Below are 26,549 nucleotides of genomic sequence, written 5' to 3' on the forward strand. Positions count from 1 at the left end.
CCGCGCCTCACTTGGAGGCGCCGGCCGTCACGCCCTCGACGAAGTAGCGCCCGGCGAATGCGAACAGCGCCACGACCGGCAGCGCCGTCATCACTGCCGCGGCCGACAGCAGGCCCCAGTCGATGCTGTACTGCGTCACCAGCCCTTCGAGCCCGATGGGGAGGGTCTTGAGGCTGTCGTCGATCAGGAACACCGAGGCGAACAGGAACTCGGTCCAGCTGTAGACGAAGGTGTAGGTCCCCGTGACGACGATCCCCGGCGCGGTCAGCGGCACGATGATGCGACGCAGGATCTGCATGTCCGTCGCCCCGTCGATGGCCGCGGCCTCCTCGATCCCGTGCGGGATCGACGTGAAGAAGCCGCGCATCAGCCAGACGCTGAAGGGGGCGCTGAAGGTGACGTTCATGATGATCAGGCTCAGCCACGTGTTCAGCACGCCCGACATCGAGAACAGCTTGAACAGCGGCGCGAGCAGCAGGATCCCCGGGAAGACGTAGACCACCAGCAGCAGCAGGTAGACCGTCTGCCGCCCCCGGTAGCGCGTGCGGTAGACACTGTAGGCCGCCAGCAGCGCCAGCGGGATGGCGATGGCGGTGCTCGCCAGCGCCACCACGAGGCTATTGCGCAGGATCAGCAGGAAATTCGCCTCCGACGGCAGCCGGGCGTAGTTCTCCAGCGTGAAGGCGTCCGGGCGGAACAGCTCGCGCGGGTTGATGAGCACCGAGGTGGGCTGGAAGGACGACAGGATCATCCAGATGAACGGCAGGCCGATCACCAGCAGCATCAGCAGCGTCAGCAGGTTGCGCATCACTGGCGCGGCAAGGGGGCGAGCGGCCATCAGATCACCTCCTGTTCAGTCGCGCCGCGCGGCACGAAGCGGATGAAGCAATAGGCGAAGACGAGCAGGAACAGCGCCAGGCTGACCGACATCGCGCTGGCCTCGCCGAGCCGGAACTGCTGGAACGCGCGCTCGTAGATCGCGACGGGCATCGTCTCGGTCATGTCGAGCGGGCCGCCCTTGGTGGTCAGCCAGATGATGTCGAAGACGTTGATCGACCACAGCGTGCCGAGCAGCCCGACGACGTAGAGGACCGGCTGGATGAAGGGCAGCGTGACGCGGGTGAAGACCTGCCAGGAGGTGGCGCCCTCGACGCGTGCGGCCTCGTAATACTCCGGCGCGACGCGGGTCAGCGCGGCGAGGATCAGCAGCGTCATGAAGGGGAACCAGCGCCAGGCGTTGACGAGCGTGACGGTGATGAAGGCGAAGTCGGGATCGCCGAGGAAATCGATGGGCCGGCCGATGAGGCCGAGGCTCTGCAACACGTGGTTCACCACGCCGAAGTCGGCGTTGAGCATCCAGCGCCACAAAAAGGCGGTGACGATGGTGGGCACGACCCAGGACGCCATGATCCAGGTGCGCGCGATATGCTGGCCCGCGAAGCGGCGGTTGAGCAGCAGCGCCGCGCCGGCGGCGAGCAGGGTCTGGATGATCGCGCCGCCGATGGCCCAGGCGAGGCTGCGCAGGAACGGGCCGCCGACCGTGCCGTCGGTGAGGACGGTGACGTAGTTGGCGAGGCCCACGAAGCGCGGCGTGCCGCCCATCGTGTTGGCGTTGGTCAGGCTGATCCAGATGCAATAACCCAGCGGCAGCGCGATGGTCAGCGCCAGCCAGATCATGATCGGGGCCGCGAAGAGGCGGCCGAGACGCGCGCGCACCGGGACAACCGCCGACCCTTTCGGGCCGGCGGCGTCGGTCTCGGCGTTCGCAGCCTGTGCGGAACTGCCGGTGGTGCTCATTCCGACAGGGCTTCTTCCATCTGCTGCTGGCCCCAGGCCACGGCGTCGGCGGGGCTCTCGTCGCCGACGACGACGCGCTGGACGACCTGACTCATCAGGTTCTGCGCCATGATCGGGCCGATGGCGTCCTCGACGGTGCCGCGGTTGAAGCCGGGCAGCTTGCCGTAGGTGGATTGCTCGATCATCAGCTCGACGCACTCCTGGTAGGGCTGCAGCGCCTCGGCCTGCTTCCACGCGTCGGTGGCGCCGTCCTCGGTCAGCGGCAGGAACAGGCCCGGCTCGGCGAGCAGGAACTCGGCGTAGTTCTCGGGCTCGAGCACGAAGGCGAGGAACGCCTCGGCCCCGGCGCGGCGGTCGGGATCGTCGGTCATGATCATCGCGCCGTTCGAGTAGTAGATCGACGCGCGCTCCCCGTCGTCGGAGACCGGCACCGGGGCGCAGCCGAGATCTGAGGCGGGCCGGCCGGAGGCGGATTCGAAGGTCGACAGGTACTGACCCTTCTCGATCGCCATGGCGACGCTGCCGGCATTGAGCGCGTCCTGCGGCTCCGCCCAGGTCCACGAGCCGATGCCGCTCGGCGACAGCTCGGCGAGCTGGCGGTAGAACTCGAGCGTCTCGACGTTGTCGGGCGTGTCGAAGGCGACGCTGCCGTCCTCGGCGAACAGCTCCTGGCCCTTGTTGGCGGCCATGAACGAGTAGAGCACCTGGTCGGTGGCGAGGCTCTTGGAGGCCGGCACGCCGATGCCGAAGGTGCGATCACCCGTGAGGGTCTCGGCGGCGCTCAGCAGCTCGTCCCAGGTCTGCGGCGGGCTCTCGGGATCGAGGCCGGCGGCCTCGAACATGTCCTTGCGGTACCAGAGCACCTGGATCATGCCGTAGACCGGCACCGCCCAGACCTCGCCGTCGTCGGTGTAGGGCACCACGGCCTGCTCGATGAAGCCGTGCTCCTCGTCGAGGCGCTCGACGAACTCGGTGACCGGCTGCACCACGCCCGTGTCGCGCACGGTGACGGTGAAATCGGGAATGGTGAACTGGATGTCGGGCTGGATGCCCGCTTCCACGGCCGGCGGCAGCTTCTGGTAGATGTTGCCCCAGCTCTGCACCTGCTGGACGACCTCGTACTCGTCCTGCGATTCGTTGAACGCGTCGATCACCTTCTGGAACTGGTCGATCCGCGGCTGCACCTGCTCCTGGTGCCAGACGGTGACCTCGGTCTGGGCGAGAACGCCCGTCGCCGCCGTGGTGGCGAGAAGGGCGGCTCCGAGCCGCGTCGCCATTGTCATCATGCTCATTCCTGAGCCTCCTCTGTTGGTCTCGGCCTTTTCGTCCGGAGGTTTGGCCTCCCGTTTCGAACGCGAGTTGCCGGGCCGCCGTGCGGCGCTCGCGGCAGCTTGCGCGCTCGGATCAATCGTTAGGCGCGTCCGGCGATTCACGCAACCTTAATCGATTGACTAAGCGAAAATGACCGGATATTCCGCTGAAAGTGGCCCGGATCGACCGTTTCGCCGGGGCAGCAATCTGTGCGACCCGCCCGCGAGAGGCGGCGCGAGGGAGGGATGACGATGGCTAGGGTAGAGCTGCGCCAGGTGGCCAAAGATTACGGCGGCGTCCGGGCGGTGCACGGCATCGACCTCGAGATCGCCGACGGCGAGTTCGTCGTCCTCGTCGGCCCCTCGGGCTGCGGCAAGTCGACCACGCTGCGGATGATCGCGGGGCTCGAGGATATCTCGTCGGGCAGGATCAGCATCGGCGACCGCGAGGTCAACGACCTGCCGGCGCGCGAACGGGGCATCTCGATGGTGTTCCAGAACTACGCCCTCTACCCGCACCTGTCGGTATTCGAGAACATGGCCTTCGGCCTCAGCCTCGGGAGGACGCCGAAGGACGAGATCGAGCGGCGCGTCCGCGAGGCGGCGCGCATCCTCGACATCGAAGGGCTCCTCGAGCGCAAGCCACGCGCCCTGTCGGGCGGCCAGCGCCAACGCGTCGCCATGGGCCGCGCCATCGTGCGCCACCCGCAGGCCTTCCTGTTCGACGAGCCGCTGTCCAACCTCGACGCCGAGCTGCGCACTCAGATGCGCAGCGAGATCAAGCGAGTGCACCAGCGCGTCGGCACCACCACGATCTACGTCACTCACGATCAGGTCGAGGCGATGACGCTCGCCGACCGTGTCGTCGTCATGCGCGATGGGCGGATCGAGCAGGTCGCCCCGCCGCAGGAGCTCTACAGCCACCCCGCCAGCCGCTTCGTCGCGGGTTTCATCGGATCGCCGGGAATGAACTTCCTGCCCGTTCAGGTCGAGGCCGGCGGGGCGGCGCTCGTCTTCGCCGACGCCACCCGCCTGCCGCTGCCCGAGGCGCAGGCCGCCCGCTTCGCCACCCATGCCGGGCGCGACGTGGTCTTCGGCGTCCGCCCCGAGCACATGCAGCCGCAGGGTGCGCCGATGGACGAGCCGTCCGTGGAGGTGCCCGCGCAGGTGACGCTGGTCGAGCCGCTCGGCGGGGAGGTGATCCTGCACCTAGACCTCGCCGGCACCGAGATCGTCGCCCGTGCCGCGATGGACGACCTGCCGCGCGAGGGCGAGACGATCGTGCTGAAGCTCGCCATCGAGCGCACCCGCCTGTTCGATGCGCAGACCGGCGCGGCGCTCGACAGCCGGACGGCAGGGCTCTCCTGATGTCGACGGCGACACGAGACGCTGCGCCCCTCAACGGGGCCGAACTGGAATGCTTCTTCTGCGGCACGCGCCGCGCGCCCGACCTCCTGCCGCGCTGCGCCGCCTGCGGCGGCACGCTCTCGGTGGCGGGGCAGGGCTATGCGGCCCCCGGGGCCGACACCGGCATCGCGCGCTACCGGGCGTCGCTGCCGCTCGACGGGGAGGTCGTGACGCTCGGCGAGGGCGGCACGCCGCTCCTGCGCCTCTCGCGGCTGTTCCCCGACAGGCCGGTCTGGGCCAAGCTCGAATTCACCAATCCCACCGGCTCGTTCAAGGACCGCGGCTCCGCCGTGGCGGTCTCGGCGGCGAAGGCGCTGGGCGCGGAGGGCATCGTCTGCGCCTCCACCGGCAACAACGCCGCCTCGGTGAGCGCCTACGCCGCGCGCGCCGGGCTGCCCTGCATCGTGACGCTCGGCAAGGGGACGCCGGTGGCCAAGGTGCTGCAGGCCAAGGCGCACGGCGCAATCACAGTGGAGGTCGCCGGCGACTTCAGCGACGCCTACCGCATGGCCGAGGAGATCAACCGCGCCGACCCGGCCTGGGCCAACCTCACCTCCACGTACCTCAACCCATACACCACGGTCGCCCACTCCACGATCCTCTACGAGGTCGTCGAGGAAATCGGCGCGCCCGAGGCCGTCGTCGTGCCGGTCGGCGCGGGGCCGATGCTCGACGGGATCGTCACCGGCGCGCGGCGGATGCAGGCGGCGGGGCGGCTCGAGACGATCCCGCGCCCGATCGGCGTGCAGGGGGCGGGCTGCGCGCCCATCGCCCGCGCCTTCGCCGAAGGGGCCGAGGAGGTGGCCGCCTGGGGCGAGGTCTCCGGCATCCCCGGCTCGATCAACGACGCCCTCCGCGGCTACCCCGAGGACGGTACCCGCACGCTGCGGCTGATCCGCGAGACCGCCGGCGCCGCCGTCGCCGTCTCCGACGACGAGATCCGCGACGCCATGCGCGAGCTCGGCGCGCGCGAGGGCATCGCCGCCGAACCCGCCTCCGCCGCCACCCTCGCCGCCCTGCGCCGTGCGCCGCTCGGCGAGCTGTCCGGTCCGGTGGTGCTCGTCATCTCCGGCCACGCCCTGAAGGACGGCCCAGCGCAGCCCGCCGCGGCCGATCCCTCCATCGAGCTCGATACCGACACCGGGCCGCTCGAAGTCATCGAGCGCGCGCGGTCCCGGTTCAACGCCAACGAACAAGCAGTACAAGGTCCCCCCGATGCGTAAAGCCATCATCGTCGAAGACGCGATCCCGCCGGTCGGCCACTTCTCCCACGCCGTCATCCTCAACGGCACCGTCTACGCCTCGGGGCAGGGGCCGCAGGACCCGGAGACCGGCGCCGTTCCGGACGACTTCGAGGCCCAGGTCCGCCAGACCCTGCGCAATCTCGAGACGGTGCTGAAGGGCGCGGGCAGCTCGCTGGCCGACGTGCTGAAGATGAACGTCTACCTCACCGACGCCACCCGCTTCGCCGACTTCAACCGGGTCTACGCCGAGTTCTTCCCCGAGGAGCCGCCGGCGCGCACGACCGTCTCCTGCCAGCTGATCGGGATCCTCGTGGAGATCGACTGCATCGCAGCCGTGCGGGAAGAATGAGCGCCTACGACACGCTGATCGAAGGCGGGACGGTCGTCGACGGCACCGGCTCGCCCGCGTTCCGCGCCGACGTGGCCATGCGCGACGACCGCATCGTCGCGGTGGGCGATCTCGCCGGGGCGGAGGCCGCGCGGCGCATCGACGCCACCGGCCTCACCGTCGCGCCGGGCTTCATCGACTGCCACACCCACGACGACGGCTACCTGTTGACCCAGCCCGACATGAGCGCCAAGGTAAGCCAGGGCGTCACCTCCGTCGTCATCGGCAATTGCGGCATCTCGCTCGCGCCGACCTTCGGCCGCCCGCCCGCGCCGCCGATGAACCTGCTCGGCGAGGCCGACCTGTTCCGCTTCCGCACCTTCGGCGGCTACCTCGACGAGCTGGAGAAGGCGCCCGCCTCCGTCAACGCGCTGCCGCTGGTGGGGCTGACCACGCTGCGGCGCTCGGTGATCGAGGATCTCGACAAGGCCGCCACCCCGCGCGAGATCGACGAGATGCGCGAGCTGTTCGCCGAGGCCATCGAGTCCGGCGCGCTCGGCTTCTCCACGGGGCTGTTCTATCCCAACGCCGCCGCCGCGACGCCGCAGGAGGTCGTCGGCGTCGCCGCGCCGGCGCAGGGGCTCGATCTCGTCTACGCGACGCACCTGCGCAACGAGGGTGACTGGATCGCCGCGGCGCTCGACGAGGCGTTCGATATCGGCCGCCGGCTCGAGGCGCGAGTGCTGCTATCGCACCACAAGCTGATCGGCGTGCAGAACCACGGCCGCTCCCGCGAGACCCTGTCGATGGTCCACGCGCGGCGCATGCAGCAGAAGATCGGTCTCGACCTCTATCCCTACACCGCCGGCTCGTCGGTGCTGGACCTCAAGACCGTCGCCGACACCGAGCGCGTCGTCGTCAGCTGGTCGGAGCCGCACCCGGAGTTCGCCGGCCGCGATCTCGAGGAGATCGCCGCCGAGCTCGGCCTGTCGCTGCCGGACACGATCGACAAGCTGTCGCCCGCAGGGGGCATCTTCTTCATGATGGACGAGGACGACGTGCGCCGCATCCTCGCCTACGAGGGCACGATGATCGGCTCCGACGGCCTGCCCAACGACCGGCATCCCCACCCGCGCCTGTGGGGCACCTTCTCGCGGGTTCTGGGCCGCTACAGCCGGGAGCTGGGCCTGCTCGACCTGCCCGAGGCGGTGCACCGCATGACGGGGATGACGGCAAGGTTCTTCAAGCTCGCCGACCGGGGCGTCGTCGCGCCGGGCTACAAGGCCGACCTGACGCTGTTCGACGCCGAGCAGGTGCGCGACGTGGCCGACTGGGACGCGCCGACCGAGCCGTCCGCCGGGATCGACCGGGTGCTGGTGAACGGCGTCGAGGTCTGGTCCGACGGCGCGCATACCCGCGCGCGCCCGGGGCAGGTGCTGCGCCGCCAGACCGCCTGAGCGCTCAGGCCAGTTGCCGCGCCAGATCGGTGAGGATGGCGATGCCGTCCTCGATCTGGTCGAGGTCGACGTACTCGTCCTGCGCATGGGCCTGGGCGATGTCGCCCGGGCCGAAGATCACCGTCGGCGTGCCCGCCCGGGTCATCTTGCTCGCGTCCGATCCGAAGGCGACGCCGATGGGCGTGGCCTCGCGGCCCCGCGCCGCGAGTGTCGCGCCGAGGCCGGTGACGATGCGCGCATCGCCCGGCACCTCCATCGAGACCGAGTCGATGAACGGCGCGTGCATCGTGACGCGGGCGCCCTCCGGCAGCCCCTCCTGCCAATCCGCGACGACGGCGGCGATCTCGGACCAGGCTTCGGGGCCGGTCTGGTCGGGCAGGGTGCGGAAGTCGAATGTCAGCCGCGCGTGGCCCGGCACCGTGTTGGCGCCCTCGCCGGCTTCCATTCGCGTGCAGGTGAGGCTGCGCGTGCCCAGCAGCGGGTGCGCGCGCTGGTGCGCCGCCATGTGCGCGTCGAGCCGGTCGAGCAGGCCCCGCGCCAACCGCAGCGCGTCGAGCCCCCGCTCGGGCGCGGAGGAATGCGCCGGCCGCCCGGCGATGTCGACATGCCAGCGCACGCAGCCCTTGCAGGCCGACACTATCCGCAGCCCCGTCGGCTCGCCGGCGATGCCGAGATCGTAGGGCGCGGCGTGGGCGATGTGATGCAGGATGCCGGTGAAGGTCAGCTCCTCGTCGACGGCGGCGACGAGCGTGAGGTCGATCCCGGGCGGCCCCGCCGCGAGATCGGCGGCGGCGAGCATGAACATCGCCAGGCTCGCCTTGTCGTCCACCGCGCCGCGCCCGTGAAGCCGCCCGCCCTCGACGCGCGGCGTGAAGGGGTCGTCCATCCCCGTCACCTGCACGGTATCGAGATGCGCCTCCCAGACCATGCGGGGCGCGCCGGGCGCGCACGGCAGGTGCGCCACCACGTTGGGACGGCCCGGCGCGACCTCCTCGCGCCTCACCGTCAGCCCGGCCCGCTCCAGCCAGTCGGCCACGAAGGCGGCGCAGGCGGCCTCGCCGAACGCGTCGCCCGCCTCGTCGGGCTGGCGGAAGGCCGGGTTGATCGACGGGATCGCCACGAGCGCCGATAGCAGCTCCACGATCCGGTCCGGGGCGTCGCGCTCGACCATCTTAGGCCTGCAGGACGATGGTCTTGATGACCGTCATCGCCTCGAGCGTGTGCCGCCCGCCGATCCGCCCGGTGCCGCTCTTGCGGCCGGCGCCGCCGCCGAAGGGCAGGTGCAGCTCCCAGTAGCTCGGCGCCTCGTTGACGTTGACGATGCCGCTGCGCAGGCTCTTGCCGAAGCGCAGCGCCCGGCCGAGATCGCGGGTGAAGACGGAGCTGGTCAGGCCGTAATCATTGTCGAGCGCCAGTGCGAGGGCCTCGTCGTCGCTGTCGAAGGCGAGGATCGGGACGACCGGGCCGAAGGTCTCTTCCCGGTTGATCCGCATGTCGGCCGTGACGCCGGTAAGCACGGTCGGCTCGTAGAACAGCTCGGAGCCGAGGTCGTCGCGGCTGCGTCCGCCGGCCAGCAGCGTCGCGCCGTGGTTCAGCGCGTCCTCGACGTGCTCGCGCGTCTTCTGCGCCACCTGGGCGTTGTTGAGCGGGCCCATCTGGGTCTCGCGGGCGGCCGGGTCGCCGAGCACCTTCGCCTTCGCGATCCGCGCGACCTTGTCGGCGAACGCGTCGACCACGTCGCGGTGGACCAGCACCCGCTCCGTCGCCGAGCAGACCTGCCCGGCGTTGAGGAACGCGGCGGCGGCCGCCGCCTCGGCGGCGCGGTCGAGGTCCGCGTCGTCGAAGACGATGACGGGCCCGTTGCCGCCCAGCTCCAGCAGCATCTGCTTGCCCGCGCCGCGCTCGGCGATGCGCTGTCCGGTCGCGGTGCTGCCGGTGAAGCCGATGCCGTCGGTGCCGGGGTGGGAGACGATCTCGTCGCCCACCACCGGCCCCTCGCCGATCACCAGGTTGACCACGCCCGCCGGCAGCCCCGCCGCCTCGATCGCCTCGGCCAGCTCGATGGCGCAGAAGGCGGTGGTGGGGGCCGGGGTCCAGACGACGGCGCAGCCGCTGGCGATCGCGGGGCCGAGATACTCGACGGGGATGTTGATCGGGAAGTTCCACGGCGTGACCACGGCGAAGACGCCGCGCGGCTGGCGGATCGTCAGCGCGAGCTTGCCGCCGTCCTCGGTCGGGATCGTCTCGCCGCCGAGCTGGCGCACCTCCTCGGCCGCGAGCCGGAACCCGGCCACCGCGGCGCCGACCTCGCCCTCGGCCTCGGCGCGCGGCTTGCCCTGTTCGAGCACCAGCATGTCGGCCACCCGCTCGCGCCGCGCCTCGAGCTCCGCCGCGATCCTGAGGCAGGCGTCCGCCCGCTCCCAGACCGACACCTCGGCCCACCCCGCCTGCGCGTCGCGGGCCGCCGCGACGGCGCGCTGCGCGTCCTCGCGACTGCTGCGGGGCAGGGTGCCGATCGGCTGGCCGCTGGCCGGCGACCGGGCCGGCATCGTGTCTCCGGCGCCGCTCCAGGCTCCGCCGATCCAGTTGCGGCCGGTTCTCTCACCTGCGCTTGCATCCATGGCTCATTCTCCTGCTGGCCGTGCTTTCGGCATGGTCAAACGATTTACTAAGCGGCAAACTACGCTGATTGGAATGGCAGTGACAAGCGGGTCCGTGCAAAGGACAGCCGTGCGAGAGGAGTTGGACGCGATGCGAAAGATCACCATGGCCGACCTGGCCCGGCTGGCCGGGGTGTCTCCCGCCGCGGTGTCGCTCGCGCTGCGGGGCAGCAGCAAGATCTCCGAGGCGACCCGCGAGCGGATCCGGGCGCTCGCCGTCGAGCACGGCTACGTCTACGACCGCCAGGCCGCCTACCTGCGCACCCGCGTCTCGAGCACCATCGCCATGTGCCTGCACACGATCACCAACCCGACCTTCTCGGCGATCCTGACCAGCGCCGAGCGGGTGTTCTGGGAGGAGGGCTGGACGGTGATGTTCGGCGACTCGGAGGACGACCTCGCCAAGCAGCGCGCCTTCATCGCGCGCTCCATCGAGAGCAACATCGCCGGCCTCGTCGTAAGCCCCGCCGCGGGGACGCGGTCGGCGGACCTCGAGGAGTTCCGCGGCCACGTGCCGATGGTGCTCGCCTCGCGCGAGGTGGAGGCGACGGAGCTCGACCTCGTGCGTATCGACTACGTGAAGGGGATCGAGCTCGCGGTGGCGCACCTGGCCGAGCTCGGCCACCGGCGCATCGCCTGGATCGGGCGCGGGGCGGAGACCGGCGCGCGGCCTCCGGGCTTCGCCAGCTTCGTCGCGGCGCTCGAGGCGCGCGGGCTGGCGTTCGAGCCGCGCCACGGCCATTTCTGCGACCCCGACCGCAGGAGCGGCTACGACGGGATGACGCGGCTGCTCGAGACCGCGCCGGAAATCACCGCCGTGCTCTGCTTCAGCGACATGATCGCCATCGGCGCGCTGCGCGCCCTGCACGAGGCCGGGCGCGCGCCGGGGCGCGATGTCTCGGTCGTCGGCTTCGACGACCTCGATGAGGCGCAGTACGCGACGCCGCCGCTGACCACCGTGCGCATCGATCTCCCCGAACTCGGCCGCGCCGCCGCGCGCACCCTCCTCGACCGCATGGCCGACCCCGCCGCGCCGCAGCGCCTCGTCAAGATCGATGCCGTGCTCGTCCCCCGCGGGACGACGGCGCCGCCGCGGGAGGGAGGTGGGTGAACGCGCGCCCTGCGGGCAGGCCAAGGCTGCCGCCGCGTCTTGGTGGGCGCGCATCCATCGCGCATCCCGGGCGTCACGGGTGCGGTCGCGGTCGCCGGCGGCGGCAGGGTAGGGTGCGCAGTCATTGCGCACCCCCGGGACGTCACAGGTGAGGGTTCCGGTCGCGGTAGCGGGCGACGATCCGGGCGTTGATCTCGGAGGCGCCGTCCATGTTGGCGCTGCGGTAGATCGGCGCCTCGCCCCCTTGCGCCACCAGCCGTTCGGCGACCTCGGCGAACACCGCGTTGAGGAGCGCGGCGCTGACGACCGTCGAGACCGGCCCGACGCGCATCTCCGAGCCCTCCAGCGACAGCGCCGCGTCGCCGGGGGGGCCGCCGTTGTCGAGCACCACGTCGGCGAGGTCGGCGAGGCGGTCCCGCCCCCGCGCCGCCGCGGTCGAGTAAGCCAGCGACGTCACCGCGACGACCTTTGCGCCCCGCGCCCGGGCCTCGCGCGCGGCCTCGAGGGGCGCGGCGTTGACGCCGGAATTTGAGATGACGATCAGCATGTCCCGCGGCCCGACGCCGTAGCGGTCGAGGATCGGCGCGACGATCCCCGGCAGGCGTTCGTAGACGGTCCCGGCGACCGCACCGTCCTGCACCGTGGTCGGGCCCGACAGGATCGGCACCGTGATCGCCAGGCCGCCGGCGCGGTAGTGGCACTCCTCGGCGAGCACGTGGCTGTGGCCGGTGCCGAAGAGGAACACCCGCCCGTCGGCGGCGACGACGTCGAGCACCGCGCGCACCGTGGCGTCGATGGCCTCGGCGGCGGCGTCCTGCAGCGCGCTCAGGCGGGCGATGAGGTCGGTGAAGTAGCGGTCGCGGGCGGGGTCGGTCACGGGCAAGGTCTCCTGGTCAGTCGGGGGTACGGCGCGCGCGGGTGTCGCGGTGGGCACGGTAGCGTCGCAGCGCATCGGCGTAGGCGGCGTGGCGGGCGGGATCGGGGAGGACGCGCAGCTTGCCGCGCGGCGCCATCTCGAAGAGCGGATCGGCCGCTCCCCTGGGCGCGGTCGCGGCGGCGGCGAGCATGGCGGCGCCGCGCGCGCCGAATTCCTCGCCCTCGAGGATCGTCACCGGCCGGTCGAGGATGTCGGCGATCATCTGAACCCAGACCCGACTGCGCGCCCCGCCGCCGATGATCCGCAGCTCGCCCGGCCCCGGCGCCAGCGCCTCGACGAGATCGGCGATCGCGAAGCCGACGCCTTCGTAGACGGCGCGCAGCATCTGCGCCCGCCCACGGCCCGGCGAGAGGCCGGCGAACTCGGCGCGGGCGGTCGGGTCGATGACGGGCGCGATGATGCCGCTCTCGCTGAGGTAGGGCAGGAAGGTCACGCCCCCCGCGCCGGGCGGCACCTCGGAGATCGTGCGCTCGGCCCGCTCGTAGCGGCCGGCGTCCTGCCCCCAGTCCGGGCAGAGCGTGTCGAGCGCCCAGTCGAGCGCCAGCGTTCCCGCCACGTTCACCATCGCCCGGAACCAGCGCTGCCGGGGCAGGGGGAAGAGCAGGCCGAGATCGGGCGGATCGAAGACCGGCCGGTCGTGGGTCACGCCGAGCATGCAGGTCGTGCCGAGCACCAGCGTCAGGCTGCCGGGCGCCAGCGCCCCGGCCCCCACGACATTGGCCGGCACGTCTCCCGCGCCGACGGCCACCGGCGTGCCTTCCCCAAGGCCGCACCGTCCGGCGGCCTCGGCCGTCACCCGCCCGGCCAGGGCATCGGAGGGCCGGACTGCCGGCAGCAACCCGGCGCGGTGCGCCAGGCGGAAATGGTCGAGCATCGCCGCGCTGAAGCCGCGCGCGCGCGTATCTCCGGGCGCGACGCTCGCCTCGGTCTCGTCGGCCGCCATCTCGCCCGTCAGCCAGAACCGCAGCATGTCCTTGTAGCCGAGCACCGCGGCCGCCCGGTCGAGGAGCTCCGGCTCGTGCGCGTCGAACCACGCCAGCAGCGGCAGCGTGCAGCCCGACTGCAGCGCCGAGCCCGAGCTGGCGAAGATCGTCGACAGGAAGGCAGGGTCTTCGGCGATCCGCGCGTCGATCGACGGCTGGGCCCGGCAATCCTCCCAGTTGATTCCCCGCGCGACGGGTGCGCCGGCCCCGTCCACGAGCCAGGCGCCCACCATCGCGCCGGTGATGCCGATGCCGCCGAGCTCCGCCCCCCGCACCGGCGCGGCCTCGAGCAACTCGCGCAGCACCCGCTCGAAGATCTCCCGCGCCGCCTGCGGGTCCATCTCGACCCGCCCGCTTTCGCCGCGGACGATGGCCGAGCGGCAGTCGGCGCGGGCGATCAGGCTGCCGCGCGCGTTGAACATGGCGGCCTTGGTCACCGAGGATCCTGCGTCGATGCCGAGGTAGAGGAGCTCGCGTGTCATGGCCTTCGTCGACGCTGGTGAGGTACGTTAATCGGTTAACAAAGTTGCCGGGGCTGTGAAAGCTCTCTCGACCGGGCGCGGCGGCCTCACTCGACGGGGAACGCCGTGCGCCAGTTCTCGACGAAGGCGGCGCGGGTCTGGGCGTCCATGGCGACGAGCATGGCGAGGGAGAGGGGGATCGTGCGCGAGGCGGCGGAGGTGTCGGGCGGCACTTCGAGGATGTCGCCCTCGCGGTCGTCGAGGTCCACCCAGAGGCGGGCGCGGGCGAGGTGGCGGCGGCCCGGCGCGGACAGCAGGAAGTCGAGCAGGCGCGCGGCCGGGTCGGGCGCGTCCGAGCCGCGCGGGATCATCGCGGCGCGCGACAGCAGCATCGTGTAGTCGCTCGGCGCGACGATGCCGAGCCGGGGCTCGGACTCGGCGAGGCCGAGCGCGTAGGAGCCGAGCACGTTGTAGGCGAGGACGTAGTCGCCGCGGATGACGCCCTCGATGATCTCGGCAGAGCAGCAGGTCGCCACGGCGTCGCTCGCGCCGAAGCCCTCGAGCAGGCTGCCGAAGGTCGTCGCTTCCAGCGAATCCGAGAAGGCGAGCAGGAAGCCGAGGCCCGATTCCTCGATGTCGTAGGTGGCGACGCGGCCGCGGAACTTGCTCTCGTCGGGGCGCATGAGGTCGAGCAGGTCGAAGCGCGATTGCGGCACCTCCTCCGGAGACAGCAAGGTGCGGTTGTAGACCATCACCACCGGCTCGCGGGGGATGCCGAATAGCTCGCCGCGCCAGCTCAGGTCGGGCTCGAGCGCGGCGGTCTCGGCGGAGGCGTGCGGCCGGGCGCAGCCGGCGTTGACCAGCGCGACCATGTGGTGGATCGCCGAGCTGATCACGAGGTCGGCGCCGGCGCGCCCGGCCGCGCATTCGGCGCGCGACAGGGCGAGCAGGTCGTTGGAGCCCCATTGTTCATAGCGCAGGCGCAGCGCGGGCTCGGTGGCGAGGAAGGCCTCGAGAACCGGGGCGAGGACGTGGAAGTCGGTGGTCGTGCGCAGGGTCACGGTCGGCGCGTCGGGCGCGGCGCTGCCGAGCATCGCCTCGACCTCCGCCCCCCGCGCGGGCAGCGCGGCGACAAGCCAGAGGAGAAGGGCGAGGCGGATCATGCGAATTCCAACGCGGCGCGAAAGCCGCCGGGGGCGTGGTGAAACCGCAGCACACCCGAGTGGACGCGTGCCACGTCGTGGGCGATCGCGAGCCCGAGGCCACCGCCGGAGCGGCCCGTCATGTGGCGCTGGGCGAGCGCCTCGGGCGCCTCGGTCGGGCCGGGGCCGCTGTCCTCGACATAGATTGCGCGGGTCTCGGCGTCGACGCCGAGGGTGATCGGGGCCCGCCCGTGGCGCAGCGCGTTGGTCAGGAGGTTCTTGCCCGCCTCCACGAGCGACAGCTCGTCCCCCTCGAGGCGCACGGCGGCGTCGGGCAGGCGCAGGTGGACGCCGGTGCCGTCGCGCAGGATCAGATCGTCGCACGCCTCGAGCACCTCGACGGCGATGTCGCGCAGGTCGACGACCTCGCGCAGCACCACCTCGGCGCGGTGGTTGACCATCGCGTGCGCGAGCATCTGGTCGAGCAGCCGGTTCAGCGCCTCGGTCTGCCGCTCGGCCCGCACCAGCGCCGCCTCGCGCTCGGCCGCGTCGCCCGCGTCGGCGGCGGTCTGGAGCTGCGCGCGGATGCCGGCGACGGGGGTGCGGAGCTGGTGGGCGGTGTCGGCGATCAGCTTGCCGCTGGCCTCGGACTGGCGCTGCAGGCGGTGCATGAAGGTGTTGAGCGAGGTCTGCACCGCCGCGATCTCGCTGGGAGCGGTGCCGGTCACGGGGGTGAGGTCGGTGGGGGCGCGCGCGGCGAGGGTGTCGCTGAGGCGCGACAGCGGCGTCAGCGCCCGCGCCACCGCGCCCCAGGCCAGCACCGCGATGGCGACACCGGCGAGGCCGAGCCCGATCAGCGAGCTCTGCGCGATCTCTCGCGCGAGGGCCTGGCGGGCGCGCATGGTCTGGCCGACGATCACCTGCACCGGGCCGGAATAGCTGCGCTCGGCGAAGCGGCGGGTGAGGGCGACGTAGCGCGCCGGCTCGTCGCCGAAGTCGGCGTCGTAGAGGGCGGGCTCGGCGGCGCCGTCTGGCGGGCGCGGGGTGGCGGCGTCGCCGGTGATGGGCGTGCCGTCGGGGGCGACGATCAGGTAGCGCACCCGGTCGTCGGGGGCCTGCCCGAGCAGCTCGAACGCCGAGACCGGCAGCACGACGCTGGCCGCGCCGTCGCGCACGCTGATCGTCTCGGCGATGTCGCTCGCCGCGCCCACGAGCAGCCCGTCATAGACCTCGCGCGCCGCCTGCCGCCCGTAGACCAGCGCCGACCAGACCACCACCACGCCCCCCAGCGCCAGCACCGCCGCGACGGCCGTGGCCACCCGCAGGCGCAGCGAATGGGTCGGGCGGATCTCGGGGGCGTCAGCCATCGGGCGCGGTGAGCTGGTAGCCGAGACCCCGGTGGGTGACGATGCTGACCGACGAGGCGGCGAGCTTCTTGCGCAGCCGCGCGACGTAGAGCTCGACGGTGTTCAGCCCCACGTCCTCGTCCATGGAGAACAGCCGCTCGAGGATCTGCTCCTTGGCGATGATCCGGTCGCGCCGCGCCACGAGGAGGCCGAGCAGCGACACCTCGCGGCGGGTCAGCGCGACGGCCGCGCCGGCGATCCGCACCGTCCGCGCCGCCTGGTCGAACTCGAGGTCGCCCACCGAGATGCGCGCGCTGCCCGCGCTGTCGCCCCGCCGGCCGAGCACGCGCACCCGCGCCTCGAGCTCGCGCAGGTCGAACGGCTTGACGAGGTAGTCGTCGGCCCCCGCGTCGAGCGCGTTCACCCGCGACGACACCTCGAGCTCGGCGGTCAGCATCAGCACCGGCGTCCGGCTGCCCGCGCGGCGCAGGTCCGACAGGATGGTGCGGCCGTCGCCGTCGGGCAGGTGGATGTCGAGCACCACCACGTCGTAGGTCTCGGCGGCGAGATAATCCTGCGCCTCGCGCGCCCCGGCGGCCCGGTCGCACGCCATCCCGGCGCGGCCGAGCGCCGCGGTGATCGCAGCGGCGACGTCTTCGCTATCCTCGACGATCAGAATCCGCATCCCGTCCTCCCGCCGGAGACCTTACGGCGCGCGGGGCGGGAGCGATAGTTCGGCGATGACAGGTTCGTGACAGGTTTGGCTGCTAGGGTCGCGCCAGTCCGCTGCGGGAGGCGGCGGGCGCGAAATCTGGGAGGACAGTCATGTCATTCGAACCGATCCGCCGCGGCACCGCCGTGGCCGCTCTTCTCATCGCGGCACCCTTCGCCGCCACCGCGCAGGACTTCACCCCCGAGACCCCGGAATGCATCGCCCCGGCGAACCCGGGCGGCGGCTGGGACTTCACCTGCCGGCAGGTCGGCAAGACGCTGCAGGATCTCGGCCTGATCCCGTCGACCATGCAGGTCGTGAACCTCTCCGGCGGCGGCGGCGGCGTGGCCTTCGCCGAGGTGGTCAACAAGCGCAACGACGACGACGACCTGATCGTCGCGGCCTCCTCGGCGACCGCCACCCGGCTCGCCCAGGGCGCCTATCCCGGCAACAGCATGGACCAGGTCCGCTGGCTCGGCTCGATCGGCGCCGATTACGGCGTCGTCGCCGTGGCGGCCGACAGCGAGATCGAGACGCTGTCCGAGCTGCTCGAGCAGGTGCAGGAGAACCCCTCCGAGGTGAACTTCGGCGGCGGCTCGGCGGTGGGTGGCTGGGATCACCTCAAGATCCTGATCGCGGCGCAGGAAGCGGGCGTCGAGGACGTGCGCGACGTCAAGTACATCGCCTTCGCCGGCGGCGGCGAGGCCGTGACGCAGCTCCTCGCCGGCTCGCTGCAGGCCTTCACCGGCGACCTCTCCGAAGCCCAGGGCTTCGTGGAATCGGGCGACATCAAGGTGCTCGCGGTCCTCGCGCCCGAGCGGCTCGAGGGCGACTTCGCCGACATCCCGACCGCGCGTGAGCAGGGCATCGACGCCATCGGCGCCAACTGGCGCGGCTTCTACGCCCCCGGCGAGATGTCCGACGCGGCCTACGATTACTGGGTCACCCAGCTCGACACGCTCTACGACAGCGAGGAGTGGCAGGCGGTGATGGAGGCCAACGGCCTCGCCCCGCTCGACCTGCACGGCGAGGAGTTCGAGGCGTTCGTGGCCGACAGCGTCGCGAACATCGAGAGCCTGAGCCGCGAGATCGGCATCCTGCAGTAAGCTCGCCAACGGCGACACCGCCCCGGCCGCCCCCTGCGACGGCCGGGGCAGACGAACGTTTCGGAGGGGGATCATGAGCGACCGTGTATTCGGCGGCATCGGCCTTGCGCTGGCCATCTTCTACGCCTGGGCCGCCGCGGGCATCCAGGAGAGCTTCCTGACCGACGAGGTGGGGCCGAAGGTCTTCCCGTGGATCATCGCCACGGTGCTCGGCCTGTCCTCGCTCTGGTGCCTGCTCAAGCCCGACCCGAACCCCGACTGGCCGAGCCTCGGCCGGCTCGCCGAGATCGGCCTGGCCGCGCTGGTGCTCGCCGCCTACGCCGAGGCGCTGCCGGTCTTCGGCTTCCTGCTGCCCACCGCCATCGCCTCGGGCTACCTGACGTGGCGGCTCGGCTCGAAGCCGCTCGAGAGCGTCGTCATCGGCGTGCTCACGGCGCTGGGCATCTACCTGATCTTCCGCTCCCTCCTCGGCCTCAGCCTGCCCCGCGAGGGCGTGGAGCTGGCCATCGACCGCTTCTTCTCGGCCCTCGGCGACACCTTCGACGGCAGCGGCGACGCCGCCGAGCCGACCACCGCGCCCTCCGGAGACTGACATGGACCTGCTCGCAAACCTCGGCGACGGCTTCCTGATCGCGATGACCTGGCAGAACCTGCTGCTCGCGCTCATGGGCTGCTTTCTCGGCACGATCATGGGCGCGCTGCCCGGCCTCGGCCCCTCCAACGGCGTCGCGATCCTGATCCCGCTCGCCTTCACCCTCGGCCTCGGCCCGACGCCGTCGCTGATCCTGCTCACCAGCGTCTATTACGGCGCGATGTACGGCGGGCGAATCTCGTCGATCCTGCTCAACATCCCCGGCGACGAGCCCGCGATGATGACCTGCCTCGACGGCTACCCGATGGCCCAGAAGGGCCGCGCCGGCGAGGCGCTGGCGCTGTCGGGCATCGCCTCCTTCGTGGGTGCGTTCTTCGCGACGTGGGGGCTGGTGCTGCTCGCGCCGCAGCTCGTCAGGGTCGCGCTGCTGTTCGGGCCGGCGGAATACTTCGCGCTCTTCACCCTCGCCTTCGCCACCCTCGGCGGCATCGCGGCGACCAACCAGGCCAAGTCGGCCTTCGCCGCCGCGCTGGGCCTCGGGCTGGCGATGATCGGCGTCGATACCCAGACCGGCGTGCCGCGACTGACCTTCGGCGAGGTGCACCTCTACGACGGCATCGACTTCCTGATCGCCATCGTCGGCCTGTTCGCCCTGTCCGAGGTCTTCGTCTTCATCGAGCACCGCGGCACGACCCGCGACATCTCCACCAAGGCGCCGCCCGCCATCGGCCGGATCGTGCCCTCGTGGTCGCTGATCCGCTCCTGCATCCCCACCATGGGCCGCACCACCGTGCTCGGCTTCATCGCCGGGGTGCTGCCGGGGGCGGGGGCCTCGCTCGGCTCGTTCATCTCCTACTCGATGGAGAAGCGGCTGGTCGACAAGGAGAAGACCTTCGGCACCGGCGACCCCCGGGGCGTCGCCGCCCCCGAGGCGGGCAACAACGCCGCCGCGGGCGGGGCGCTCGTGCCGATGCTGGCGCTTGGCGTGCCGGGCTCTGGCACCACCGCGGTGCTGCTGGCGGTGCTGCTGGCGCTCAACATCACGCCGGGCCCGCTGCTCTTCACCCAGAACCCCGACGTCGTCTGGGGCCTGATCGCGGCGCTGTTCATCGGCAACGTCATGCTGCTGGCGATGAACATCCCGATGGTCGGCCTGTTCACCCGCGTCCTGCTGATCCCGCCGCGCATCCTGATGCCGGTCGTGGCGATGATCTCGTTCGTCGGGATCTACGGCATCTCCGGCTCGCCGTTCGAGCTGCTGATGATGGTCGGCTTCGGCCTGATGGGGTGGGTGCTGCGCAAGCTCGACGTGCCGCTGGTGCCGGTCATCCTCGGCACGCTGCTCGGCAACGAGATGGAGGTGAACTTCCGCCGCGCGGTCGAGATCTCCAACGGGGATTACGGCGTCCTCGTCGGCTCGCCGCTCGCCATCGGCCTGTGGACCGTCGCGCTCGTCGGCTTCGTCCTGCCGATCCTCGTCGGCGGCCGCATCAAGCGGCGGATGCACATGAGCCGCGACGAGGAGGGCGCCCTCTCCGACTGACTGGCTAGGCCGCCAGCCCCGCCATCTGCACCGACAGGAGCAGGATCGCCGCGCCGGCCAGCACCTCGATGGCCGGCAGCACGTAGGCGGCGTGGCGGGTCTCGGCGAGGGAGAGCAGCGTGCTTCGGCGGACGAACACGCTGCTCGCCGCGACGAGGATGGTCAGCGCGGCGGTGCCGGTGGCCATCGCGAAGGTGCCCGCGATGCCGGCGGCGAGGATGCCCATGTGCCAGGTGAGGACGAGCAGCAGGATCGCGCCCGAGCAGGGGCGTATCGCGATGCCCCCGATCAGCGCCAGCGCGTCGCGCAGCCCGCCCGCGTGGCGGACCTCCTCGACGCTCGGCCCGTGGCGATGGGTGCAGCCCGCGTGGCAGGCATGGTCGTGCCCCGTATGCGCGGAGGGCCGCAGCCGCCAGAGCCGGCGCGCGCCGCGCAGGGCCAGCCAGACGCCGATCAGGCCGATCGCGGCGGCGCTGAGCGGCAGCATGATCGTCTCGGCCGTGTCGGTCAGCCGGGTCCGGGTCCAGCCCAGCAGGAACAGCCCGGTCAGCACCAGCAGAACCGCCGTCACCGCCTGCCCGAGCGACGACAGCAGCGAGATCGTCGACAGCCGCAGCAGCGGCACGTCGTGGCTCACCCCGTAGCCGCCGATCAGGAACTTGCCGTGCCCCGGCCCCAGCGCGTGGAAGAACCCGTAGGCGAAGCACAGCCCCAGCAGCGCCGCCACCGCCCCCGGCTCGCCCGCCCGCAGCGCGCGCAGCCCGCCCGCGAGCGCGTTCTGGAACTCGCGCTGCCAGCCGGCGGCCCACCGCGCCAGCTCCTGGTCCTGCCCGCTCGCCACGGCCCAGACCCCGGCGGCGACGAGCAGGACCGGGACGATCAGGAAGAGGCGGCGCATGTGAGCACGAAGGCGTCGGCGAACAACACGCCGATGTCGGGCAGGTCGATCTCCTCGAAGGGATCGGCCGTCATGTCGATCGCCGCCAACTCCTCGCCATAGGCCTGCTCGGCCGCCTCGCGATCCGCGCGGTCGCGGCGGAGCGCGCAATCGTCGCGCCCGATCACGGCCGGCTCGCCCGGCACGTCGTAGGCGACGAAATAGGTGGGATCGTAGGCGCGGGCCACGACGCGCCCGCCGGTCGGGTCGAGCGGCTCGGCGAGCGGGCGGACGTGCGAGGTGACGTAGCGCCCGTCCTCGAAGCGAGCCTCGTGCGCGACGGGCCCGTCGAGCGCCAAAGCCGCGCCGTCCTTCTCGATGGTGAAATCGCCGGGGAAGCCTGCCGCCCAGTCGACGTCACCGCCGGCATAGGCGTCGAGCGCCGCCTGCTCCGGGATGCCGTCGCCGTCTGCGTCGAGGCCATTCTCCTCGATCAGCATGAGCGAGTAGAAATCGTCGTACGCCCATTCGATCCGCACGGCCTCGAGGCGCCCGTCCTCGTCGAAGACGAGCTCGAAGCCCGCATCGATGAAGACGTGCGGATGTGCAGGCGCCGCGCCGGGCAGCGCGAGGAACAGGGCGAGGGCGGAGAGCTGGGCGCGCAGGGTCATCCGCCTCAATAGGAACATCCACGCCGCGCGGGCAACCGCCAACGCGCGCCTGCGCGGTCTCCTGCCGCCGGCCCGCGGCTACATCAGCCGCCCGGGCGGACGCCGAGCAGGCGGAGGGCGTTGAGGGTGACGAGGACGGTGGCGCCGGTGTCGGCGAGGATGGCGATCCAGAGGCCGGTGACGCCGAGGAGGGTGGTGACGAGGAACACCGCCTTCAGCCCCAGCGCGATGGCGACGTTCTGGTGGATGTTGGTCATCGTCGCGCGGGCGAGGCGGACGAGGCCTGGGATGTCGGTGACGCGGTCGCGCAAGATGGCGGCATGGGCCGTCTCAAGCGCCACGTCGGTGCCCGAGCCCATCGCCACGCCCACCTGCGCGGCGGCGAGGGCGGGGGCGTCGTTGATGCCGTCGCCGACCATCATCACCTGCGCCGACTGCCCGAGCGCGCCGACCTCGCGGACCTTGTCCTCGGGCAGCAGCCCGGCGCGGTGCCCGATCCCGAGGCCTGCGGAGATCGCGGCGGCGGTGCGGGCATTGTCGCCGGTGAGCATGATCGGCGTCAGGCCGAGCCGGCGGAGGTCGGCGACGGCGGCGGCGGCATCGGCGCGGGGCTCGTCGCGCAGGGCGACGAGGCCGTGCACCGTGGTGCCGCGCCAGACGAGCACGACGGTCTTGCCCTCGGCCTCCAGCGCGGCGGCGCGGGCGCGGAGCGGGTCATCGAGCACTCCGGCCTCGTCGGCGAGGCGGGGGGAGCCGACCGTGACCGTGGCGCCGTCGATGAGCGCCTCGGCGCCCTTGCCCGGGATGGCGCGGGCGGCGCTGGCGGCGGGAGGCGCGAGATCGTCGGCCTCGGCGCGGGCGAGGATGGCCTGCCCGAGCGGGTGGCTCGCGCCGCGCTCGACGGCGGCGGCGAGCGTGAGGAGGCCGGCCGCGTCGCCCGTGAATGGGACGATGTCGGTCACGCGGGGGCGGCCGTGGGTGAGGGTGCCGGTCTTGTCGAAGGCGACGTGGGTGACGCGGGCGATGGCCTCGATCACCGCGCCGCCCTTCATCAGCAGACCGCCGCGCGCGCCGGCCGAGAGGGCGGAGGCGATGGCGGCGGGAACCGAGATGACGAGGGCGCAGGGACAGCCGATTAGCAGCAGCGCCAGCGCGCGGTAGACCCACTCCCCCCACGCCTGCCCGAAGGCGAGCGGCGGGACGACGGCGACGAGGAGCGCCGCGCCGACGACGGCGGGCATGTAGACGCGGCTGAACCGGTCGATGAAGCGCTCGGTGGGGGCGCGGGCGCTCTCGGCTTCCTCCACCAGCCGCACGATGCGCGCGATGGTGTTGTCCGCCGCCGCCTTCTCGACGCGCACGCGCAGCGCGGCCTCGGCGTTGATCGAGCCGGCGAAGACGGGGCTGCCGGGCTCCTTCAGGCTAGGCACGCTCTCGCCGGTGACGGGGCTTTCGTCGACGCCGGAGGTGCCTTCGATCACGGCGCCGTCGGCGGGCACGCGGTCGCCAGGGCGCACGAGGACGACCTGGCCGATGCGCAGGCTCTCGGCGGCGACCTCGCGGGTGCGGCCGTCAACCTCGAGCAGGGCGGTGCGGGGGACGAGGCGGGCGAGGGCGCGGATGCCGTCGCGGGCCTTGTTGGCGGCGACGCCCTCGAGCAGTTCGCCCACCGCGAAGAGGAACACGACGAGCGCCGCTTCCTCGGCCGCACCGATGACCAGCGCGCCGGTGGCGGCGAGGGTCATCAGCATCTCGATGGTGAACGGCATCCGCGCCCGGGCCATCGCCAGCGCGCGGCGGGCGACGGGGAGCAGGCCGATCAGCGTCGCGAGGACGAAGGCCCAGCCGGCCACTTGCTCCGACGCCAGCAGGTGCACGCCCCACGCCGCCGCGAGCAGCGCGCCGGTGCCGAGGACGAGGCGGCCCTTGGCGGTCTTGTACCACGCGGCCGGCGCGGCCTCGGGCGGCGGCGGAGCGTCGTCGGGTTCGGGGAAGGCGTCACCGGGCAGGACGAAGCCGCGCGCCGGCTTCTCGGGCGGGGCGCCGCGCGGGCCGATGCCGTAGCCGACGGCGCGCACCGCCCGCTCGACCTGCGCCTCGGTGGCCTGCCCCTCCAGCGTCAGGCGCAGCCGCTCGGCCATCGGCGCGACATCGACGTCCGCCACGCCCGGCAGCCGCTCGACCGCGCCCCTAACCTTGGCCGCGCAGGCGCCGCAATCCATGCCCGTCACGCGCCATTCGATCTGTCTGCTGCCGTCCGCCATCGCTGTTTCCCGCGCGTGCTGCCTTCCGAGTGGCAGAGATAGGACCTCTACCGACTGTAGGTTCAAGCCCCTGTTGGCCCTGCGTCGGTACATGCGGTAATCTACAGCGACTGTAGAGACAGGAGGGGCCCATGTACGCCATCGGCACGCTCGCCAAGCGCACCGGCACCAAGGTTCAGACGATCCGCTACTACGAGCAGATCGGCCTGATGCCCGAGCCGGGCCGGACCGGGGGCGGGCAGCGCCGCTACGGCGATGCCGACCTCGACCGGCTCGCGTTCATCCGCCATTCGCGCCAGCTCGGGTTTCCGCTCGACGCGATCCGCGAGCTGCTCGACCTCTCCGACAGCCCCGGCCGCTCGTGCGGCGAGGTCGACGCCATCGCCCGGCGGCAGCTGCGCGAGGTCGAAGCCCGCCTCGCCCGGCTCGAGGCGCTGCGCAAGGAGCTGCGCCGGATGATCGGCGAATGCCGCGCCGACCGGATCGCCGATTGCCGCATCCTCCGCGTCCTGCGCGACCACGGCGAGTGCCTCGCCGACCACGACGCGGAAGCCTGAGCTCCCGGTGGGCGCGGACCCCTTGCAACCGCTCCGGGCCGGTCTCATGTTGCGCCGCAAGCGGGGACGGCCCCGCCCGGCCGATGGGTCTGCACACGGGACGGCCCGGGACAACTCGGGAGCATCACCTTGCGCACCACCTCCGACCGTATCCGGCAGGCCCTCAGCTTCGAGATCATCGGCCTCCTCATCGTCACGCCGCTGTTCGCGTGGCTGTTCCAGCATTCGCTCGGCGAGATCGGCGTGCTCGCCCTGATCGGGGCTTCCGTCGCGACGGGGTGGAACTACCTCTTCAACCTCGGCTTCGACCACGCCCTGCTGCGCCTGCGCGGGGACGTGCGCAAGTCGGTGCCGCTGCGGGTGGCGCACGCGGTGCTGTTCGAGGCGACGCTGCTGGTGCTTCTGCTGCCGATTTTCGCCTGGTGGCTCGGCATCACGCTCTGGGCCGCGCTGCTGATGGACCTGGCGTTCGCCGGTTTCTACATGGGCTACACGTTCGTCTTCACCTGGGCCTACGACAGCCTCTTCCCGCCGCAGCGCCCGCGCCGCGCGGCCTGATCCTCGCACGCCGATCCGGAAGAACCGAGACTATCGGTGCGAGAACCTTTTGACGCGGACGCTCTCGCATGCAATAACGCATACATTAACGGGAGACGTCAGGGAGGACGGCATGTCGACGATGGTGAGGATTACGAACGGCTGGCGCGGGCGCTGCGCCCGGGCGGGGGCCGCGCTGGCGGTTTCGGCCGTCGCGATGGGCGCCGCGGCGCCGCAGGCGTTTGCGCAGGAGATCGAGTTCTGGACCCAGAGCTACGGCGACCTGATCGCGTGGCAGCGCACGATGGACGAACTGACCAGCGAGTTCGAGGAACAGTCGGGCATCGAGGTGAACCACGAGCTGGTGAACTGGTCGGTGGCGTTCAACCGCTGGCTCACCGTCGCCCAGGGCGGCGCGGCGCCGGACTGCGCCGACATGTTCTGGCTGCACTCCTTCTCCGCCATCGGCGGCGACGAGTACGGCCCGCTGCCGATCAACGAGTACCGCGACCGCTGGCCCGACCTCGAGGCGCAGTTCTACGAGGGCTCGCTGCAGGACGTGAACTGGAACGGCGACTTCTACGGCATCCCGTGGCGCGGCGACGTGCGCCCGCTGATCTACCGGACCGATTACGCCGCCGAGGCGGGCCTCGAGGGCGCGCCTGACACGTGGGACGAGCTCGTCGAGCACGCCAAGGCGATGACCGTGCGCGACGACAACGGCAACGTCACCCGCTGGGGCTTCGCGCTCGGACCGGACAACGTCAGCCAGGCCTACGTGCCCTACTACTGGCAGGCCGGCGGGCTGTTCATGACCGAGGACGGGCGCACCGCGACCATCGACAACGAGGCGACGCGCACGGCGCTCACCTTCATCCGCGACCTGGTCTGGGAGCACGAGGTGCTGAACCCGGACTTCATGGAGCGGGGCCACGATCCGGAGGCCGACTTTCAGTCGGGCATCGTCGCGATGATCGGCTCGGCCCCCGGCCCGACGGCGCCGACCCTGGCGTCGGACTTCCCGGAGCTCGACGGCAAGTGGGCGCTCGCGATCCCGGCCGAGGGCCCCGCGGGGCGCGACGCCTACGCCGGCAGCGGCTATTTCGGCGTGCTGCGCGGCAGCGACAACGTCGAGGAGTGCGTCCAGTGGCTGCAGTTCCTGTCGACGCCCGACAGCATGCAGCGGCTCAGCGAGGCGAGCGGCAACGTCAGCCCCATGCGCGACGTGATGGCGTCGGACTTCTGGAGCGACACCGAGTGGAAGAAGACCATCACCGAGACGCTCGAGCACGCCCACACCTCGCAGCACCCGAGCCCGGTCTGGAACGCGCTCGTGTCGCCCGAGCCGGGGGCCGTCATCTACGACATGATGTATGAGGCCGTCATCCAGCAGCAGGATCTGGACGAGGTGATTGCCCGCGCCCAGGAACGGATGCAATCTGAGATGGACCGCGCGTTCGTCGAGGAGTGACGCGCCCGGAGCCCGCGCCGCCACCTGCGCGCGGGC

The 26,549-nt window shown here is 71.9% G+C and carries 24 protein-coding genes; 11 read left to right on the forward strand and 13 right to left on the reverse strand.

Going from position 1 to position 26,549, the window contains the following annotated elements:
• Positions 1-7: 7 nt before the first annotated feature.
• From OG2516_RS16880 to OG2516_RS16890, 3 genes are read right to left on the reverse strand one after another with little or no spacing between them, the layout of a single operon-like run.
• Positions 8-838, reverse strand: a complete 831-nt coding sequence (locus OG2516_RS16880; RefSeq protein WP_050769191.1) for a carbohydrate ABC transporter permease — start codon at positions 836-838, stop codon at positions 8-10.
• Positions 838-1,797, reverse strand: coding sequence for a carbohydrate ABC transporter permease (locus OG2516_RS16885; protein ID WP_007256819.1), 960 nt, complete (start codon positions 1,795-1,797; stop codon positions 838-840). Before OG2516_RS16885 ends, OG2516_RS16880 begins: the two co-directional genes overlap by 1 nt.
• Positions 1,794-3,089: an ABC transporter substrate-binding protein gene (locus tag OG2516_RS16890; RefSeq protein WP_007256820.1), complete on the reverse strand. Its 1,296-nt coding sequence runs from the start codon at positions 3,087-3,089 to the stop codon at positions 1,794-1,796. The genes OG2516_RS16885 and OG2516_RS16890 overlap by 4 nt, the downstream gene beginning before the upstream one ends.
• 270 nt (positions 3,090-3,359) lie before the next feature.
• Here OG2516_RS16890 and OG2516_RS16895 point away from each other — a divergent pair, with 270 nt between their 5' ends.
• The 4 genes from OG2516_RS16895 to OG2516_RS16910 are packed head-to-tail and all read left to right on the forward strand — an operon-like array spanning position 3,360 to position 7,543.
• Positions 3,360-4,475, forward strand: coding sequence for an ABC transporter ATP-binding protein (locus tag OG2516_RS16895; protein ID WP_040616250.1), 1,116 nt, complete (start codon positions 3,360-3,362; stop codon positions 4,473-4,475).
• Positions 4,475-5,737: a pyridoxal-phosphate dependent enzyme gene (locus OG2516_RS16900; protein ID WP_007256822.1), complete on the forward strand. Its 1,263-nt coding sequence runs from the start codon at positions 4,475-4,477 to the stop codon at positions 5,735-5,737. Before OG2516_RS16895 ends, OG2516_RS16900 begins: the two co-directional genes overlap by 1 nt.
• Positions 5,730-6,107 (forward strand): RidA family protein, encoded by a 378-nt coding sequence (locus tag OG2516_RS16905; RefSeq protein ID WP_007256823.1) that lies wholly within the window; start codon positions 5,730-5,732, stop codon positions 6,105-6,107. Before OG2516_RS16900 ends, OG2516_RS16905 begins: the two co-directional genes overlap by 8 nt.
• A complete protein-coding gene (locus tag OG2516_RS16910; protein WP_007256824.1) occupies positions 6,104-7,543 on the forward strand; it encodes an N-acyl-D-amino-acid deacylase family protein in 1,440 nt (479 codons plus the stop codon). The genes OG2516_RS16905 and OG2516_RS16910 overlap by 4 nt, the downstream gene beginning before the upstream one ends.
• A 4-nt stretch (positions 7,544-7,547) precedes the next feature.
• On the opposite strand, the gene OG2516_RS16915 is transcribed toward OG2516_RS16910, so the two are convergent.
• Positions 7,548-8,714, reverse strand: a complete 1,167-nt coding sequence (locus tag OG2516_RS16915) for a M20 family metallopeptidase (protein WP_007256825.1) — start codon at positions 8,712-8,714, stop codon at positions 7,548-7,550.
• Between the two features lies 1 nt (position 8,715).
• On the reverse strand, positions 8,716-10,092 hold the full coding sequence (locus OG2516_RS16920) for an aldehyde dehydrogenase family protein (RefSeq protein ID WP_007256826.1): 1,377 nt from the start codon (positions 10,090-10,092) through the stop codon (positions 8,716-8,718).
• A 202-nt stretch (positions 10,093-10,294) separates the two neighbouring features.
• Between OG2516_RS16920 and OG2516_RS16925 the strand changes: the two genes are divergently transcribed.
• Positions 10,295-11,314 (forward strand): LacI family DNA-binding transcriptional regulator, encoded by a 1,020-nt coding sequence (locus tag OG2516_RS16925; protein WP_007256827.1) that lies wholly within the window; start codon positions 10,295-10,297, stop codon positions 11,312-11,314.
• A gap of 142 nt (positions 11,315-11,456) precedes the next feature.
• Here the strand turns inward: OG2516_RS16925 and OG2516_RS16930 are convergent, their stop codons facing one another.
• From OG2516_RS16930 to OG2516_RS16950, 5 genes are all read right to left on the reverse strand, one after another.
• Positions 11,457-12,191, reverse strand: coding sequence for an SIS domain-containing protein (locus tag OG2516_RS16930; protein WP_007256828.1), 735 nt, complete (start codon positions 12,189-12,191; stop codon positions 11,457-11,459).
• A gap of 16 nt (positions 12,192-12,207) precedes the next feature.
• Positions 12,208-13,716, reverse strand: a complete 1,509-nt coding sequence (locus OG2516_RS16935) for an FGGY-family carbohydrate kinase (RefSeq protein ID WP_007256829.1) — start codon at positions 13,714-13,716, stop codon at positions 12,208-12,210.
• A gap of 86 nt (positions 13,717-13,802) precedes the next feature.
• Positions 13,803-14,858, reverse strand: a complete 1,056-nt coding sequence (locus OG2516_RS16940) for an ABC transporter substrate-binding protein (RefSeq protein ID WP_007256830.1) — start codon at positions 14,856-14,858, stop codon at positions 13,803-13,805.
• Positions 14,855-16,204, reverse strand: a complete 1,350-nt coding sequence (locus tag OG2516_RS16945; protein WP_007256831.1) for a sensor histidine kinase — start codon at positions 16,202-16,204, stop codon at positions 14,855-14,857. Before OG2516_RS16945 ends, OG2516_RS16940 begins: the two co-directional genes overlap by 4 nt.
• Entirely contained in the window at positions 16,197-16,868 is a 672-nt protein-coding gene (locus OG2516_RS16950; protein WP_007256832.1) for a response regulator transcription factor, read from the reverse strand. Before OG2516_RS16950 ends, OG2516_RS16945 begins: the two co-directional genes overlap by 8 nt.
• 140 nt (positions 16,869-17,008) lie before the next feature.
• Between OG2516_RS16950 and OG2516_RS16955 the strand changes: the two genes are divergently transcribed.
• The 3 genes from OG2516_RS16955 to OG2516_RS16965 all read left to right on the forward strand — a co-directional run bounded on the left by OG2516_RS16955 (position 17,009) and on the right by OG2516_RS16965 (position 20,136).
• A complete protein-coding gene (locus OG2516_RS16955) occupies positions 17,009-18,001 on the forward strand; it encodes a Bug family tripartite tricarboxylate transporter substrate binding protein (protein WP_007256833.1) in 993 nt (330 codons plus the stop codon).
• Positions 18,002-18,074: 73 nt separating this feature from the next.
• Complete coding sequence (locus OG2516_RS16960; RefSeq protein WP_007256834.1) at positions 18,075-18,593, forward strand: tripartite tricarboxylate transporter TctB family protein; 519 nt, start codon at positions 18,075-18,077, stop codon at positions 18,591-18,593.
• A 1-nt stretch (position 18,594) separates the two neighbouring features.
• A complete protein-coding gene (locus OG2516_RS16965; RefSeq protein ID WP_007256835.1) occupies positions 18,595-20,136 on the forward strand; it encodes a tripartite tricarboxylate transporter permease in 1,542 nt (513 codons plus the stop codon).
• A gap of 4 nt (positions 20,137-20,140) precedes the next feature.
• Here OG2516_RS16965 and OG2516_RS16970 read toward each other — a convergent pair whose 3' ends face one another.
• From OG2516_RS16970 to OG2516_RS16980, 3 genes are all read right to left on the reverse strand, one after another.
• Entirely contained in the window at positions 20,141-21,034 is an 894-nt protein-coding gene (locus OG2516_RS16970) for a nickel/cobalt transporter (protein ID WP_007256836.1), read from the reverse strand.
• Positions 21,016-21,702 (reverse strand): DUF1007 family protein, encoded by a 687-nt coding sequence (locus OG2516_RS16975; protein ID WP_245544335.1) that lies wholly within the window; start codon positions 21,700-21,702, stop codon positions 21,016-21,018. Before OG2516_RS16975 ends, OG2516_RS16970 begins: the two co-directional genes overlap by 19 nt.
• A 65-nt stretch (positions 21,703-21,767) precedes the next feature.
• Entirely contained in the window at positions 21,768-23,948 is a 2,181-nt protein-coding gene (locus tag OG2516_RS16980; protein WP_007256838.1) for a heavy metal translocating P-type ATPase, read from the reverse strand.
• Positions 23,949-24,079: 131 nt separating this feature from the next.
• Here OG2516_RS16980 and OG2516_RS16985 point away from each other — a divergent pair, with 131 nt between their 5' ends.
• The 3 genes from OG2516_RS16985 (at position 24,080) to OG2516_RS16995 (ending at position 26,513) form a co-directional block, all read left to right on the forward strand.
• Entirely contained in the window at positions 24,080-24,505 is a 426-nt protein-coding gene (locus tag OG2516_RS16985) for a MerR family transcriptional regulator (protein ID WP_007256839.1), read from the forward strand.
• A gap of 129 nt (positions 24,506-24,634) precedes the next feature.
• Complete coding sequence (locus OG2516_RS16990) at positions 24,635-25,063, forward strand: PACE efflux transporter (RefSeq protein ID WP_007256840.1); 429 nt, start codon at positions 24,635-24,637, stop codon at positions 25,061-25,063.
• Between the two features lie 112 nt (positions 25,064-25,175).
• Positions 25,176-26,513, forward strand: a complete 1,338-nt coding sequence (locus OG2516_RS16995; protein ID WP_007256841.1) for an extracellular solute-binding protein — start codon at positions 25,176-25,178, stop codon at positions 26,511-26,513.
• Positions 26,514-26,549 lie beyond the last annotated feature (36 nt).

This window comes from Oceanicola granulosus HTCC2516 (assembly GCF_000153305.1).
GTDB classification, from domain to species: domain Bacteria; phylum Pseudomonadota; class Alphaproteobacteria; order Rhodobacterales; family Rhodobacteraceae; genus Oceanicola; species Oceanicola granulosus.